This is a genomic window from Janthinobacterium sp. GW456P, from assembly GCF_002127655.1.
GTDB lineage: Bacteria > Pseudomonadota > Gammaproteobacteria > Burkholderiales > Burkholderiaceae_D > Janthinobacterium.
Genome location: NZ_NEHB01000002.1, coordinates 306,297 through 321,889, shown reverse-complemented (window position 1 = coordinate 321,889; position 15,593 = coordinate 306,297). Strand labels below are relative to the sequence as shown.

The 15,593-nt window shown below is 64.6% G+C and carries 11 protein-coding genes; 7 read left to right on the top strand and 4 right to left on the bottom strand.

Features of this window, described 5'->3' with window-relative positions; genetic code table 11:
• Position 1: 1 nt before the first annotated feature.
• Genes CBW66_RS03845 through CBW66_RS03835 form a run of 3 tightly spaced genes read right to left on the bottom strand, consistent with a single transcriptional unit; the run spans position 2 to position 5,429 of the window.
• On the bottom strand, positions 2-1,726 hold the full coding sequence (locus CBW66_RS03845) for a J domain-containing protein (RefSeq protein ID WP_086137113.1): 1,725 nt from the start codon (positions 1,724-1,726) through the stop codon (positions 2-4).
• Positions 1,723-3,432 carry a molecular chaperone HscC gene (locus CBW66_RS03840; RefSeq protein ID WP_086137112.1) on the bottom strand — a complete coding sequence of 570 codons (1,710 nt, stop codon included), beginning with the start codon at positions 3,430-3,432 and terminating at the stop codon, positions 1,723-1,725. The genes CBW66_RS03845 and CBW66_RS03840 overlap by 4 nt, the downstream gene beginning before the upstream one ends.
• Positions 3,432-5,429: a DNA topoisomerase IV subunit B gene (locus CBW66_RS03835; protein WP_086137111.1), complete on the bottom strand. Its 1,998-nt coding sequence runs from the start codon at positions 5,427-5,429 to the stop codon at positions 3,432-3,434. Before CBW66_RS03835 ends, CBW66_RS03840 begins: the two co-directional genes overlap by 1 nt.
• A 462-nt stretch (positions 5,430-5,891) precedes the next feature.
• Between CBW66_RS03835 and kdpF the strand changes: the two genes are divergently transcribed.
• From kdpF to CBW66_RS03800, 7 genes are all read left to right on the top strand, one after another.
• Positions 5,892-5,981 (top strand): K(+)-transporting ATPase subunit F, encoded by a 90-nt coding sequence (gene kdpF / locus CBW66_RS03830; RefSeq protein WP_034746483.1) that lies wholly within the window; start codon positions 5,892-5,894, stop codon positions 5,979-5,981.
• Entirely contained in the window at positions 5,981-7,786 is a 1,806-nt protein-coding gene (gene kdpA, locus CBW66_RS03825; protein ID WP_086137110.1) for a potassium-transporting ATPase subunit KdpA, read from the top strand. Before kdpF ends, kdpA begins: the two co-directional genes overlap by 1 nt.
• Before the next feature lie 9 nt (positions 7,787-7,795).
• Positions 7,796-9,874, top strand: a complete 2,079-nt coding sequence (kdpB, locus tag CBW66_RS03820) for a potassium-transporting ATPase subunit KdpB (protein WP_086137109.1) — start codon at positions 7,796-7,798, stop codon at positions 9,872-9,874.
• 10 nt (positions 9,875-9,884) lie between these two features.
• Complete coding sequence (kdpC, locus tag CBW66_RS03815) at positions 9,885-10,460, top strand: potassium-transporting ATPase subunit KdpC (RefSeq protein WP_086137108.1); 576 nt, start codon at positions 9,885-9,887, stop codon at positions 10,458-10,460.
• 250 nt (positions 10,461-10,710) lie between these two features.
• Positions 10,711-13,452, top strand: a complete 2,742-nt coding sequence (locus CBW66_RS03810) for a DUF4118 domain-containing protein (protein ID WP_086137107.1) — start codon at positions 10,711-10,713, stop codon at positions 13,450-13,452.
• Entirely contained in the window at positions 13,449-14,147 is a 699-nt protein-coding gene (gene kdpE, locus CBW66_RS03805) for a two-component system response regulator KdpE (protein WP_034746496.1), read from the top strand. Before CBW66_RS03810 ends, kdpE begins: the two co-directional genes overlap by 4 nt.
• 132 nt (positions 14,148-14,279) lie before the next feature.
• The gene (locus CBW66_RS03800) at positions 14,280-15,029 is read left to right on the top strand and encodes a TorF family putative porin (RefSeq protein ID WP_086137226.1); all 750 of its coding nucleotides are present in this window, start codon (positions 14,280-14,282) and stop codon (positions 15,027-15,029) included.
• A gap of 46 nt (positions 15,030-15,075) precedes the next feature.
• Here CBW66_RS03800 and CBW66_RS03795 read toward each other — a convergent pair whose 3' ends face one another.
• The gene (locus tag CBW66_RS03795) at positions 15,076-15,585 is read right to left on the bottom strand and encodes a cobyrinic acid ac-diamide synthase (RefSeq protein ID WP_230492099.1); all 510 of its coding nucleotides are present in this window, start codon (positions 15,583-15,585) and stop codon (positions 15,076-15,078) included.
• Positions 15,586-15,593: the final 8 nt, after the last annotated feature.

The following is a 15,593-nucleotide window of genomic DNA, read 5'->3' as shown; positions in this document are numbered from 1 at the left end:
TTCAGGCATGGACGTTTTCTTGCTGGTTTTCATAGAACAGATTGGCCAGGATTAGCATGGCGATGAGTGGCAGCAGGGCTTGCGGCAGTATCAGGCGGGCATCGGGCAAATTGGCAAAAAAGGACGTGCTCGATACCAGCGTGATCTTGGCCAGCAGCAGGGCTGGCCATACCAGGTGGCGGGAAATGTCGGGCATCGTGAATGTATACAGCGGTACTCCGGCCAGGCACCACAGCCAGGCCAGCACCGGGGCCAGGCCGGCCGGCAGCACGCCCGTCGCCGCGACAAAAAACAGCATGGTGCCACCCAGCAGCCAGGTGATGCGCAAGCGGTGCTGCCACGCCTTTGGCAAGCCCAGGGCCGGATACAGTTGCGCGCCGCTGCGCGCCAGCAGTATCAGCAGGCACAGGCTGAAAGCAAAACAGGCGCCGGCAGGAAAGGCGTCGAAGGCGGTTGCCCGCATCATCCAGGCCAGCAGCGAGGCAATCGGCAGCAAGAGCAGATAGGCGCGCAGCTTGAAGTGGGCCGAGGAAGCAAATACGGCCACTAGCGCGCAGACGGCAAGCAGGAGCGTGGCGCCGGAGACCAGCGTCGGCGATGGATGGCTGACAAACAGCAGCAGCGACAGCCCGGCATAGGCATACACCCAGCCGAATTGCCACAGGTGCCGATGTCGGTACTGCAGATAGACACCGAAGTGCTGCTGCCTGGACTGCGCCATCCGCCCGGGCAGTGCAACAGGGCGGTAAAAGGCGAACGCGGCGTAGGCCGAGAAGGACAGCAGCTGTGACAGCACGAAGAAAATCGCATGAAAGGAGTCGATGCCGAAGAAACCCCAGCGCTCATGCATGAACAGCGCTAGTCCGTAGAGGGCCATGCCGGTCACCGCGGAAAGTATGGCGGTACTTCCGAAGTATTTTTTGGCGCGCGCCTTGCTCTCCCACCAGGTGATCGACGCGGGATCGATCTTGTAGGCCAGCAGGTCGCCATGATGCGCGCGCAAGTCCTCGATGAGTGCCAGCAGGGTCCGCGTCAAGCGCACATCGTGCAGTCTGGATGCGGATGCCGGCGGTGCGGCCATCAGCAGATCGAGGCATGCGTCGTACTCTCCGCTGCGGCGCAAATAGGCCAGCGAAGCCGTCGCATTCTGGCGCCCGACCAGGCTGCGCGCCGCTTCCGCATCCATTTTGTGCAATTGCGGCAGCCGCTGGTCCCACTGATAGTGCTCGATGAAGCGAGCACGGACGGCGTCATGGCAGGCGGCCGTGGCGCAGTAGCGCAGGGCCAGGCGTTCAAATTCCTCGCGCACGGCGAGGTGGGTCATCGCTTCGCGCTTTTCCAGCGTCGACAGCTTGATGCCGTTGCCGGAGGCCAGCCATTCCTGCCACAGGATCTGCGCTTCTTTCCGCGGATCGGCTGTCATGGCAGGCGATGCCGCCGGTGGTGCTTTGCCGAAATCGATCTTGCCAGCTGCCAGCGGGGCTGGAGTGGGCGCGGGCGCTGTGGCCGCAGCGGTGGATGCGGCAGGCGCCTGTCGTTCCTGGCTATGCGCGACGATGCGCAGCGCATGGTCATAGGCATCGCGCAGGCGCTGGAAGGCGGCCGCACCGTCTTCAGGACGGTTCAGCTTTAACTGGCGCGCATAGGCGCGCTTGATGTCCCGTTCATCGCCCGTCTCGGCGATGCCCAGGACTTGCCAGATATCCAGCGTCTCGCTACCCGTCACAGGAAACTGTCACTTTCTATTTCCTTGAGCACCTCCGCGAACGCCGTACGCGCTTGCCGGATGGTGGACGGGTTCTGCGTCTCCAGCGCGGCCTGGAAATTGGCCGTATGCGCGGCGATGTAGTTGCGCACGTCGCCCAGCGACTGTTCGTACAGGCGGTCGGCGCGCGTGACCAGGGTACGGTTTTCCAGCTGCTCGCGCGGGTGGATCTTCAGGTCGGCCAGTTCAAGGAAACGCTGTTCGATCTGTTCCGGCGTCATCACGCCCGCATTGTCGCTGATGATCATCTTGTGGCGTTCCTGCGTGGCCAGCACCGTCACTTCTGCTTCCAGCACGCCGCTGATATCATAGGTGAAGCGCACGTCGATGCTGATCTCGCCCGCTTTTTTGACGGGAATCGGAAAGTTAATCTTGCCAAGGAAGACGTTGTCGGCCACCAGGCGTGATTCGCCCTGGAAGATCGCCAAGTTGATTTCCTTCTGGTTGTCGTGGATGGTGGTGATGCTTTCCGTGCGCGAGACGGGCACCACGGAATTGCGCTCGATGATGGGCAGGTAATGGCCGCCTTCATACTGGTTCGGGCCGATCTGGCGCGAGGTCGCAATGCCCAGCGAATATGGCGCCACATCCGTCATGACGACTTCGTCGAGGGCCGCGTCGCGCATTTTCAGGCCCGCCTGCACGGCGGCGCCCAGCGCCACGGCTTCGTCCGGATCCAGGTGGATGGCGGGGAAGCGGCCGAACATGCGCGAGACGAGTTTGCGTACCAGCGGCATGCGCGTGGCGCCGCCGGCCAGTACCACTTCATCGAGTTCGGCGGCACGGATGGTGGCGTCGCGCAGCGCGCGCTCGACCGGCAGGCGCAGGCGCGCCAGCAGGGGCTCGCACAATTGCGCCAGCTTGTCTTCGTTGATCTCCCAGCTGTATTCCTTGTCCTGGTAGCGCGTGGCCATGCGCACGGACGGCTGGTCCGACAGCAGGCGCTTGGCGCGTTCGGCCTCATCGCGCAGCAGCTGCTGCTGGCGTGGGTCGAGCAGGCGGCTGCCGATGGCGTCGCGCAGGCCGCTGCCTTCCAAAAAGGCGTCAACCAGGACGGTGACGAAGTCTTCGCCGCCGAGGAAATTGTCGCCGGCCGAGGCGCGCACTTCCATCACGCCTTCGAACAATTCCAGGATCGACACGTCGAAGGTGCCGCCGCCCAGGTCGAAGACGAGGAATTTGCTTTCCTGTTCCTTGTCGCGGATGCCGTAGGCCAGCGCGGCGGCCGTCGGTTCATTCAGCAGGCGCTCCACGCGCAAGCCGGCCAGCTGGCCGGCGATGCGCGTAGCCTTGCGCTGCGCATCGCTGAAATACGCGGGCACGGTGATGATGGCCTCTTCGACCTTGTGGCCGAGGAAGGCTTCCGCATCTTCCTTCAGCGCGCGCAGCACCATCGACGACAGTTCTTCCGGACGGAATTGCTGCGTGCCGAGGGTGATCTTCTTTTCGCTGCCCATGTAGCGCTTGAAGACGGCCGCCGTCAGCTGCGGGTGCGTCTGCAGCCGTTCGCGCGCGGCGCGGCCCACCAGCACGGTGCCGTCGTCATCGATGCTCACGCACGATGGCGTCAGGTGTTCGCCCAGCGCGTTCGGGATGATGGAAGCCTTGCCGTCGCGCCAGAGGGCGACCAGGCTGTTGGTGGTGCCCAGGTCAATGCCGATAATCATCAGATATCCGCCTCCGCCTCATTGCCGTGTTCCTCGATCCAGGCGCGGCGTCCGGCCGCTTCGCCCTTGCCCATCAACATATTGAAGCGCGAGGCCGAATCCATGTGGTCGACTTCGCCGAGCGTCACGGGCAGCAAACGGCGCGTGTCCGGGTTCATCGTCGTTTCCCACAGCTGTTCCGCGTTCATCTCGCCCAGGCCCTTGAAGCGCGAGATCGACCAGGCGCCCTGTTTCACGCCTTCCTTGCGCAGCTTGTCCTCGATGGCCAGCAGCTCGCCGTCGTCGAGCGCATAGATTTTCTGCATCGGCTTCTTGCCGCGCGCCGGCGCGTCCACGCGGTACAAGGGCGGCCGGGCGATGCAGATGTGGCCCTTGTTGATCAGGACCGGGAAGTGCTTGAAGAACAAGGTCAGCAGCAGTACCTGGATGTGCGAGCCGTCCACGTCCGCGTCGGACAGGATGCAGATCTTGCCGTAGCGCAGGCCGGACAGGTCGGGCGAGTCGCCCACGCTGTGCGGATCGACGCCGATGGCGACCGCGATATCGTGGATCTCGTTATTGGCGAACAGGCGGTCGCGGTCCGTCTCCCACGAGTTCAGGACCTTGCCGCGCAGGGGCAAGATCGCCTGGAATTCCTTGTCGCGGCCCATCTTGGCCGAACCGCCCGCCGAGTCGCCCTCGACGAGGAACAGTTCATTGCGCGCGATGTCCGACGATTCGCAGTCCGTCAGCTTGCCCGGCAACACGGCGACACCCGAGGATTTTTTCTTTTCCACCTTTTGCAGCGAACGCTGGCGCGACTGCGCCTGCTTGATCACGAGCTCGGCCAGCTTCTTGCCGTAGTCGACGTGCTGGTTCAGCCACAGTTCCAGCGGCGGCTTGGCGAAGGTCGAGACGAGGCGCACGGCGTCGCGTGAATTGAGGCGTTCCTTGATCTGGCCCTGGAATTGCGGGTCCAGCACCTTGGCCGACAGCACGAAGGAAGCGCGCGCGAACACGTCTTCGGGCAGCAGTTTCACGCCTTTGGGCAGCAGCGAGTGCATTTCGACGAAATTTTTCACGGCGCCGAACAGGCCGTCGCGCAAGCCCGATTCGTGCGTGCCGCCATTCGAGGTGGGAATCAGGTTGACATACGATTCGCGCACGATGGCGCCTTCTTCCGTCCACGCCACGACCCAGGCCGCGCCTTCGCCTTCGGCAAAGCCTTCCGAGTCCGGGCCAGCGTATTGTGCGCCTTCGAACAGGGGAATCAGAGTTTCGCCATTCGATACCTGCGCCAGCGTTTCGGTCAGGTAGCCGCGCAAGCCTTCCGCGTACTGCCAGGTCTGCGTATCGCCCGTCTTCGCGTTGGTGAGCGTAACTGTCACGCCCGGCAGCAGCACGGCTTTCGAGCGCAGCAGGCGTTGCAGCTCGGTTTGCGAGATGTTCGGCGAATCAAAGTATTTTGCATCGGGCCAGGCCGTGACGCGCGTGCCGGATTTTTTACCGTCGCGCGGGGCGGGGCGGGAACTCAGGGGCTCGATCACGTCGCCGTTGGCAAACACCATGTGGTGCAAGCCGTTGCCGTCGCTTTCCTTGCGCCAGACGGTGATTTCCAGGCGCGTCGACAGTGCATTGGTGACGGACACGCCGACGCCGTGCAAGCCGCCCGAGAACGCGTAGGCGCCGCCCGAACCCTTGTCGAACTTGCCGCCCGCGTGCAGCCGGGTAAACACGATTTCCACCGTCGGCACGCCTTCTTCCGGGTGCAAGCCGACGGGAATGCCGCGGCCATTGTCTTCGACGGTGATGCTGCCATCGGTGTTCTGCGTCACGGCGATATGCGTGCAATGACCGCCCAGCGCTTCGTCGGAGGCATTGTCGATCACTTCCTGAATGATGTGCAGCGGATTTTCAGTGCGGGTGTACATCCCCGGGCGCTGCTTGACGGGTTCCAGTCCTTTCAGGACACGGATGGATGATTCGCTGTAGTCGGATGCTGGTTTTTTAGTGGCCATACGTGTTCAAGCTAAGTAAAGACAGTGGTTGGAACGCCAGGCCAGGGCACTGCGGGCGCAATGACAGCGGCGGCGATAACTGTATGAATATACAGTATATCCCGTCCAGCGTCACTGGGGGAGGGCAGTGCGGCAGGCTAGGCGTCCTTGTGCGGACGCTCGCGCATTCTATCTTGTCCGGCGAGCAATAGCGCTACTCCAAGGCAACAACAGTGCTCCGCGCGCGTGGTTTTGCACCAATTGTGATGGATTTTATGCGGTAAAGCCGCCTTTTTTACATCTTGTTTACAGCCGCCTTCCCAGTCTTTACGAATTTTTTAGACCCTTTTGGCTAATCTGCTCACTATCAAAACAAACCTGAATGAGGGTGGGAATGGATCTCGTGTATCTCGGCTTGATTGCCGTGTTTTTCGTCCTGGCGGCCGGCTTTGCCGTCGCCTGCGACAAATTAGGGAGCGTCAAATGAACGCGTTTTATGTGCTGGGCGCCGTCGTCTCGGCCGGCCTGCTCGTGTATTTGCTGGTGGCGCTGCTGAAGGCGGAGGAACTGTGATGACGACGCAATCGATACTGTTGTTGGTGGCCTTCCTGGCCGTGCTGCTGGCCGCCGGCTATCCGCTGGGCCTGTACATGGCCAAGGTGGCCGGCGATGGCCCCGTGCGCGGTCTGGGCTGGCTGCAAAAGCTGGAAAATCTGCTGTACCGCTGGTCCGGCCTTCCCGCCGACAAGGCCATGGGCTGGAAAAGCTATGCCATCGCCCTGATCGTCTTCAATACCGTGGGCGCCGTCTTCGTCTACGGCCTGCAGCGCCTGCAGGGCTTCCTGCCACTCAATCCCCAGGGCCTGGGCGCCGTCAGCCCCGATTCCTCGTTCAATACCACCGTCAGCTTCGTCGCCAATACCAACTGGCAGGGCTACGGCGGCGAACAGACCATGAGCTATCTGACCCAGATGCTGGGCATGGCCTGCCAGAACTTCTTTTCGGCGGCCACCGGCATCGCCGTGATCTTCGCGCTGGTGCGCGGCTTCGCCTCGCGTTCCAGCAAATCGATCGGCAATTTCTGGGTCGACCTGGTGCGCTCGACCCTGTACATCCTGCTGCCCTTGTCCCTGGCCCTGTCGGTGGTCTTCATGGGCGAAGGCATGATCCAGAATTTTTCCGCCTACAAGGAAGTGACCCTGCTCGACCACGTGGCGTATGAAACGCCGAAAACGACGGCTGACGGCCAGCCCGTGCTGGACGCCGCCGGCAAACCCGTGATGGAAGCGCAAGTGGCGACGACGCAGATGATCGCCATGGGGCCCGTCGCGTCGCAGGAGTCGATCAAGCTGCTGGGCACGAACGGCGGCGGCTTCTTCAATGCCAATTCCTCGCACCCGTACGAAAACCCGACCGTGCTGTCGAACTTCCTGCAGATGCTGGCCATCTTCATCATTCCCGCCGGCCTGTGCTTCACCTTCGGCCGCATGGTGGGCGACCTGCGCCAGGGCTGGGCCGTGCTGGCCGCGATGAGCCTGATCTTCGTCGTCATGACGGCCGGCGTGATGAGCGCCGAGCAGCAAGCCAATCCCGCCTTGCAGGCCTTGGGCGTGGACCAGCAGGCCAGCAGCCTGCAATCGGGCGGCAATATGGAAGGCAAGGAAACGCGCTTCGGCATCAGCTCCTCGACCCTGTTCGCGGCAGTGACGACGGCCGCATCGTGCGGTGCCGTCAATTCCATGCACGACTCCTACATGCCCCTGGGCGGCATGGTGCCGCTGCTGCTGATGCAGTTCGGCGAAGTGATTTTCGGCGGCGTGGGCACGGGCCTGTACGGCATGCTGATGTTCGCCATCCTGGCCGTCTTCATCGCCGGCCTGATGATAGGCCGCACGCCTGAATACCTGGGCAAGAAAATCCAGGCCTATGAAATGAAGATGGTGTCGCTGGCCATCCTGATTACGCCAGCCCTCGTCTTGACGGGTACGGCGATCGCCGTGATGGTCGAACCGGGCAAGATCGGCGTGGCCAATCCGGGCGCGCACGGTTTCTCCGAGATCCTGTACGCCTTCACGTCGGCGGCCAACAACAACGGCAGCGCGTTTGCCGGCCTGTCCGCCAACACGCCGTTCTACAACGTGATGCTGGCGATCGCCATGTGGTTCGGCCGCTTCGGCGTGATCGTGCCCGTGCTGGCGGTGGCCGGTTCGCTGGCGGCCAAGCAGCGCCTGTCGGCCAATGCCGGCACCATGCCCACGCACGGCCCCATGTTCATCGGCCTGCTGATCGGCGTCGTCGTGCTCGTCGGCGTGCTCAATTACGTTCCCGCGCTGGCCCTGGGCCCGATCGTCGAACACCTGCAACTTTTCATCAAATAAGAGGCTACCATGTCACGCACAAGCCTGACTTTGTTCGATTCCGCACTGATTGGCCCCGCCGTCGTCGATGCGTTCAAAAAACTCGACCCCCGCACGCAGTGGCGCAGCCCCGTGATGTTCGTCGTCTATGTCGGCAGCATCATCACGACCCTGCTGGCCATCCAGGCCCTGAATGGCCAGGGCGAGGCGCCGTTCGGCTTCATTGTCGCCGTCGCCGTGTGGCTGTGGTTTACCGTGCTGTTCGCGAACTTCGCCGAAGCGCTGGCCGAAGGCCGCAGCAAGGCCCAGGCGGCCTCCCTGCGCGCCCTCAAGCAGACGGTGATGGCAAAGAAAATGCAGACGCCGAAATACGGCACCTCCTGGCTGCCCACGCCGGCCACCGACCTGCGCAAGGGCATGACGGTGCTGGTGGAGGCGGGCGACGTGATTCCCGCCGACGGTGAAGTGACGGCAGGCGTGGCCTCCGTCGACGAAAGCGCCATCACGGGCGAATCGGCCCCCGTCATCCGTGAATCGGGCGGCGACTTTTCCGCCGTCACGGGCGGCACCCGCGTGCTGTCGGACTGGCTGCTGGTGCGCGTCTCCGTCAATCCGGGCGAAGCCTTCATCGACCGCATGATCGCCATGGTCGAAGGCGCCAAGCGCCAGAAGACGCCGAACGAGATCGCCCTGACGATCCTGCTCGTGGCCCTGTCGATCGTTTTCCTGATCGTCACCGTGACTCTGCTGCCGTACTCGCTGTTTTCCGTGGCGGCGGCCGGCAGCGGCGCCCCCGTCACCATCACCGTGCTGATCGCGTTGCTCGTGTGCCTGATCCCGACCACCATCGGCGGCCTGCTGTCCGCCATCGGCGTAGCCGGCATGAGCCGCATGATGCAAGCCAATGTGATCGCCACCTCGGGCCGCGCCGTGGAAGCGGCTGGCGACGTGGACGTGCTGCTGCTCGATAAAACGGGCACCATCACCCTGGGCAACCGCCAGGCGTCAAGCTTCGTGCCTGCCCCCGGCGTGACGGAGCAGCAGCTGGCCGACGCGGCGCAGCTGGCCTCGCTGGCCGATGAAACGCCGGAAGGGCGCAGCATCGTCGTGCTGGCCAAGCAGAAATTCAATATCCGCGAACGCGAGATGGCCAGCCTGCATGCGACGTTTGTACCGTTCACGGCGCAGACGCGCATGAGCGGCGTGGATATCGCGGGCGAACAGCAGGTGCGCCAGCTGCGCAAGGGCGCGGCCGATTCCATGAAAAAGTATGTGGAGGCGCTGGGCCAGCCGTATCCGGCCGAGGTGGCACGCGCCGTTGACGACATCGCGCGCCGCGGCAGCACGCCGCTGGTGGTGGTCGACGATGGTAAGGTCATGGGCGCCGTGGAACTGAAGGATATCGTCAAGGGCGGCATCAAGGAACGCTTCGCGGAATTGCGCCGCATGGGCATCAAGACCGTCATGATCACGGGAGACAACAAGCTGACGGCGGCCGCGATTGCCGCCGAAGCGGGCGTGGACGATTTCCTCGCCGAGGCGACGCCGGAAGACAAGCTCAAACTCATCCGCAGCTACCAGTCCGAAGGCCGCCTGGTGGCGATGACGGGCGATGGCACCAACGATGCCCCCGCGCTGGCCCAGGCCGACGTGGCCGTGGCCATGAATTCGGGCACGCAGGCGGCGAAGGAGGCGGGCAATATGGTCGATCTGGACTCGAACCCGACCAAGCTGCTGGAAATCGTTGAAATCGGCAAGCAGATGCTGATGACGCGCGGCTCGCTGACGACGTTCTCGATTTCGAACGACATCGCCAAGTACTTTGCCATCATCCCGGCCGCGTTTGTGGGCACCTACCCGCAACTGAAGGCGCTCGACATCATGCAGCTGGCCAGCCCCGCCTCGGCCATCATGTCGGCCGTGATCTTCAATGCCCTGATCATCGTCGTGCTGATTCCGCTGGCGCTGAAAGGCGTGCAATACCGGGCCATCGGCGCGGCCATGCTCTTGCGCCGCAACCTGCTGATCTACGGCCTGGGCGGCATCGTCCTGCCTTTCATCGGCATCAAGCTGATCGACATGCTGCTGTCCGCCCTCCATTTAGTCTAAAGGAACCATCATGAGCACTATCGTACGTCCCGCCCTGGTCCTGTTTGCCGCGCTGACCGTGATCTGCGGCGTCGTCTATCCGTTTGCCACGGCCGGCATCGGCCAGCTGGCCTTCAACGATGAAGTCAACGGCAGCATCGTCGAGCGTGGGGGCAAGCCCGTCGGCTCGACCCTGATCGGCCAGTCCTTTACTTCGCCCAAGTATTTCTGGGGTCGGCCGTCGGCCACCGCGCCGATGGCCAATAACGGCGCCGGTTCGGGCGGCTCGAACCAGGGACCGACGAATCCGGCCCTGGTCGATGCCGTCAAGGCGCGCGTCGCCGCCCTGCAGGCAGCCGATCCCGGCAACCGCAACCCGATCCCCGTCGACCTGGTGACGGCGTCGAGTAGCGGCCTGGACCCGGAAATCAGCCTGGCGGGCGCCCTGTACCAGGCGCCCCGCGTGGCCCGCGTGCGCGCCGTGCCGCTGGCGCAGGTGGAAAATGCCATCGCCAAGGTACAGAAAACCGCGTATATCGGCTTTTTCGGCGAACCGCGCGTGAATGTGCTGGAACTGAACCTGGCGCTCGATGCCATGGCCAAGTAAGCTGGCAAAGGCGCGCAGGCCGGCATCGTGCACGGCTTGGCCGATGATGTCGTCGGATGACGCGCTTGCGCGCTAATCCGACCTACTTGACGCCATGGCAAAATAAAAAGATAGGCGCAGGTCGGCGTAGGTCGGCTTAGCGCAGCGTAAGCCGACATCACCCATAGCCCCAGCCAGGCCAACAATGCTGCCGGATTACGCGCCAGCGCTAATCCGGCCTACACATGCTCCAAGTAAATTAAAATACAACATGCTCCCCAACGACAGCCAACGCCCCGACCCTGATGCCCTGCTGGCGCAAGTGCAGGCGCAGGAAAAGAAAGCCGCGCGCGGCCGGCTGCGCATCTATTTCGGCGCCTCGGCCGGCGTCGGCAAGACCTACGCGATGCTGGCGGCCGCCCGCAAAATGCTGGCCGATGGCCAGGACTTGCTGGTGGGCGTGGTGGAGACGCATGGGCGCCAGGATACGGCGGCCCAGCTCGACGGCTTGCCCGTGCTTCCGCTCAAAGCCATCGAGTACCGCGGCAAGACCCTGTACGAGTTCGACCTCGACGAAGCCCTGCGTCGCGCGCCGCCGCTGATACTGATGGATGAACTGGCCCACTCGAACGTGGCCGGATCGCGTCATCCGAAGCGCTGGCAGGATGTCGAGGAATTGCTGGCGGCCGGCATCGACGTGCTGTCGACCGTGAACGTGCAGCACCTGGAAAGCCTGAACGACGTGGTAGGAGGGATCACGGGCGTGCGCGTGGCCGAGACCCTGCCCGATACGGTGTTCGACCGTGCCGATGAAGTGGTGCTGGTCGATATCCCGGCCGATGAACTGCTGCGCCGCCTGAAGCAGGGCAAGGTATATCAGCCGCAGCAGGCCGAACGGGCATCGCAGCATTTTTTCCGCAAGGGCAATTTGATCGCCCTGCGCGAACTGGCCTTGCGCCGCACGGCGGACCGGATCCAGGATGACGTGCAGGCCTACCGCGTCGAAAAATCCATCAATCCCGTGTGGAAGACGGGCGCCGCGCTGCTGGCCTGCGTGGGACCGCACGCGGGGGGCGAACACGTGATCCGCAGCACGGCGCGCCTGGCAAGCCAGCTGAACGCGGAATGGCACGCGCTGTACGTGGAAACGCCGCGCTTGCAGCGCTTGCCGGCGGGCCAGCGCGAGCGCATTTTGAAAACCCTGAAACTGGCGCAGGACCTGGGCGCGCGCACGGCGATTCTGCCGTCCGCCGACATCGCCGGCGCCGTGGTCGAGTATGCGCGCGGCGCGAATATCTCGAAAGTCATCGTGGGCCGTGGCCGCGGCGGTGCGCTGGCGCGCCTGTGGCAGACGCCGCCGGCCGCCCGCATGGCCAGCCTTGCGCCCGATATCGATTTGATCGAGGTGGGTTTGCCGCCTGCCGATGCGGCGCCCCGGCGCGCGGCGGACGACGACGCGGATGCGCCGCGCCGGCCATCGCGCCATTGGCGCTACATCCTGGCCGCCGGCGCCAGCCTGGCCACGGCCCTCGCTTCGGTCCCCCTGCAGCCCTACCTGGACCTGGCCAATATCGCCATGTTGTCCTTGCTGACGGTGGTGCTGGTGGCCGTGCGCCTGGGGCGCGGGCCGGCGGCGCTGGCCAGCCTGGTGGGCGTGGCCAGCTTCGACTTCATCTTCGTGCCGCCGCGCTTCTCGTTTGCCGTGGGCGATTTCCAGTATGTGATCACGTTTGGCGTGATGCTGGCGGTGGGCCTGATCACGGGCCACCTGACGGCCGGCCTGCGCTTCCAGGCGCGCGTGGCCTCGCACCGCGAAGCGCGCGCCCGCGCCCTGTACGAGTTTTCGCGCGAATTGTCCGGCGTGCTGCAGACGGAGCAGATTTTCGACATCACGAAAAGCGCCATCGAACGGGCGTTCCGCGCGCGCGCCGCTTTGCTGCTGCCCGACGACGAAGGCAGCTTGCAGTCCCCGAACGGCGGCGAGCCGCTCGATATCGGCATCGCGCAGTGGGCCTTCGACCATGCGCAGGCGGCGGGGACGGGCACCGATACCCTGCCGGCTTCGCCCATTTTCTACCTGCCGCTGATCGCGCCTATGCGCACGCGCGGCGTGCTGGCGCTGCTGCCGCTCGATGGCGCGCAGCGTGGCCGCTGGCTGCTGGTGCCGGAACAGCGCCAGCACCTCGACACCTTTGCCGCCCTGGCGGCCATCGCCCTCGAGCGCGTGCACTACATCGACGTGGCCCAGGGCGCGCTGCTGCAGATGGAATCGGAGCGGCTGCGCAATTCGCTGCTGGCGGCCCTGTCGCACGACTTGCGCACGCCCTTGACGTCGCTGGTGGGCCTGGCCGAATCGCTGGCTCTGTCCCGGCCTGCGCTGTCGCCCGCGCAGCTGGACATGGCGCGCTCGCTGCAGTCCGAAACCGTGCGCATGAGCGCCCTGGTGGCGAACCTGCTGGACATGGCGCGCATCGAGAGCGGCCAGGTGCGCCTGAACCTGCAATGGCAGGCGCTGGAAGAAGTGGTGGGCAGCGCGCTGCGCGCCAGCGGCCCGCAATTGCAGCAGCACGCCGTGCTGACGCAGCTGGCGCCGGACCTGCCGCTGGTGCGCTACGACGCCGTGCTGATCGAGCGCGTGCTGTGCAACCTGCTGGAAAACGCGGCCAAGTACACGCCGCCGGGCAGCACCATCACGGTCGCGGCCGGGGTGCACGGCCAGTTCCTGCAGGTGACGGTGCTTGACGATGGCCCGGGCCTGCCGCCCGGCCGCGAAGAAGCCATCTTTGAAAAATTCACGCGCGGCGAGCGCGAATCGAACAAGCCGGGCGTCGGGCTGGGGCTGGCCATCTGCCGCGCTATCGTCGAAGCGCACGGCGGCACTATCCACGCGCAGCCGCACACGCCGGGACAGGGCGCCGCCATCGTCTTCAGCCTGCCGCTGGGCACGCCGCCGGCGCCGCCGGAGATCGAGCTCGATGACGCCAACGACCATGAAACAGGAAAACCAACATGAACGAACCTTCCGCTACCGCCTTGCTCGTCGAGGATGAACCGCAAATCCGCCGCTTCGTGCGCGCCGCGCTGGAAGACGAGGGCTGGCAGATTTTCGAATCGGCCACCATGCAGCGCGGCCTGATCGACGCGGGCACGCGCCGGCCCGATCTGATCGTGCTGGACCTGGGCCTGCCCGACGGCGACGGCATCGATTTCATCGCCGACATCCGCAAATGGTCGGCCGTGCCCATCATCGTGCTGTCGGCGCGGGTCGACGAGCAGGACAAGATCCGCGCGCTCGATGCGGGCGCCGACGACTATCTGACCAAGCCGTTCGGCGTGGGCGAGCTGCTGGCCCGCGTGCGCGCCACCTTGCGCCGCCAGCGCCAGCCCGCCGCCAGCGACGATGGCGTGGTGCAGTTCGGCGACGTGCGCGTCGACCTGAAGGATCGGCTGGTGACGCGCAACAAGCAGCTGGTGCACATGACGCCGACGGAATTCCGCCTGCTGTCGGTACTCGTGAAGAACGCGGGCAGGGTGGTCACCAATCCGCAACTGCTGCGCGAAGTGTGGGGGCCGTCGAACAGCGAAAACGGCCATTACCTGCGCATCTACATGGGCCATCTGCGCCAGAAGCTGGAAGCCGATCCGGCCCAGCCGCAGTACCTGCTGACGGAAACGGCGGTCGGTTACCGCTTGCTGCTGCCGCTCTAATACCTGTTATTTCCCCTGTTTGAAAACAGGCGCCGCGCGCGCCGGGGGGACGCTTTACCTTATTTTTTGCAGCGGCGGGCCAGCTGCGCCATGTTGGCAAAGGCCCATACTACCCATGAAGAAGAAAAAACCATGAATAAAATGCTACTTGCACTTGCCGTCGCCACCGCCTTGACGGGCAGCCTGGCCCACGCGGACGAGGCCAAGCCCGACAATGAAGTCAGTTTCAACGTGGCCGGCGTATCCGACTACCGTTACCGGGGCATCTCGCAGACGCGCTTGAAGCCCGCGCTGCAGGGCGGCGTGGATTACATCAACAACCCGACGGGCCTGTATGCGGGCGCCTGGGCTTCCACTATCAAGTGGACCAAGGATGCGGGCGGCAGCGGCGACGTGGAAGTCGATCTGTATGCGGGCAAGCGCGGCCAGTTGGGCGGCGCTGTCGGCTATGACGTCGGCGTGCTCGCCTATGTGTACGCGGACAACGGCTTGAAGCACGTCGCCGGCCTGGCCGACGCGGACACGCAGGAAGTCTATGGCCAGCTGTCGTATGGCCCCGCCTATATCAAATATTCGCACGCCGTCTCGAACCTGTTCGGCATCGTCAACAGCAAGAACAGCGGCTACCTCGATATCGGCGCGAATATCGACCTGACGAACGGCTGGACCGGCAACCTGCATGCGGGCCATCAGAAAGTGAAAAACAATGACGCGTCGAGCTACACGGACTGGAAAGTGGGCGTCACGCGCGACTTCGGTGTCGTGACGGGCGCGCTGGCCGTGATCGGCACGAACGCGGGCAAGGCGGCGTATGCCTCGCCCGTGAATGGCAAATTCATGGGCAAGACGGCGCTGCAGCTGACGGTCAGCAAGACGTTTTAATTGACAGGTGAGGGAGGCGGCGCATGCGCCGCCTTTTTTGCGCGCTCTAAGCGGGCAGGTTGAAAACGGCGCAGTAAAGTTGCCCCAGGCCGACCACGCGGGCGTCTGGAATCTGCGCGGCCAGGGCGTGGGCGGGCGCCGCTTGCGTGTCCCTTGCCAGCAGCACGCGCAAGCCGGGATTGACGCTGCGCGCGTGCGCGATGCGGCGCGCCAGGCCCGCCTGCGCGCCGGCGTCGACGACGCCGTCGAGCGGCACCACCAGCACGCGCGCGGCGATCAGGGCCGAACGGCTGCCCATGGAGTCGCGGCCTTCGCTGTCGATGACGATGTCGTGGTAGCAGTGCACCAGGTGCTCGAGCTCCGGCTGCAAGCCCTTGGCGCTGATGGCGCGCGCCATCAGGCGCGGCCGCGTCAGGCTGCCGTGCATGGCGCCGTCGTGCATATTCCTGGCTTGCGCCATGGCGCCCTGACGCGGATCGGCATCGAGCAGCAATACCTTGCGTCCGGCCAGCGCGCGCGAGGCGGCCAGCCGCCCGGCCAGGATGGATTTCTCCATCCCCCCGC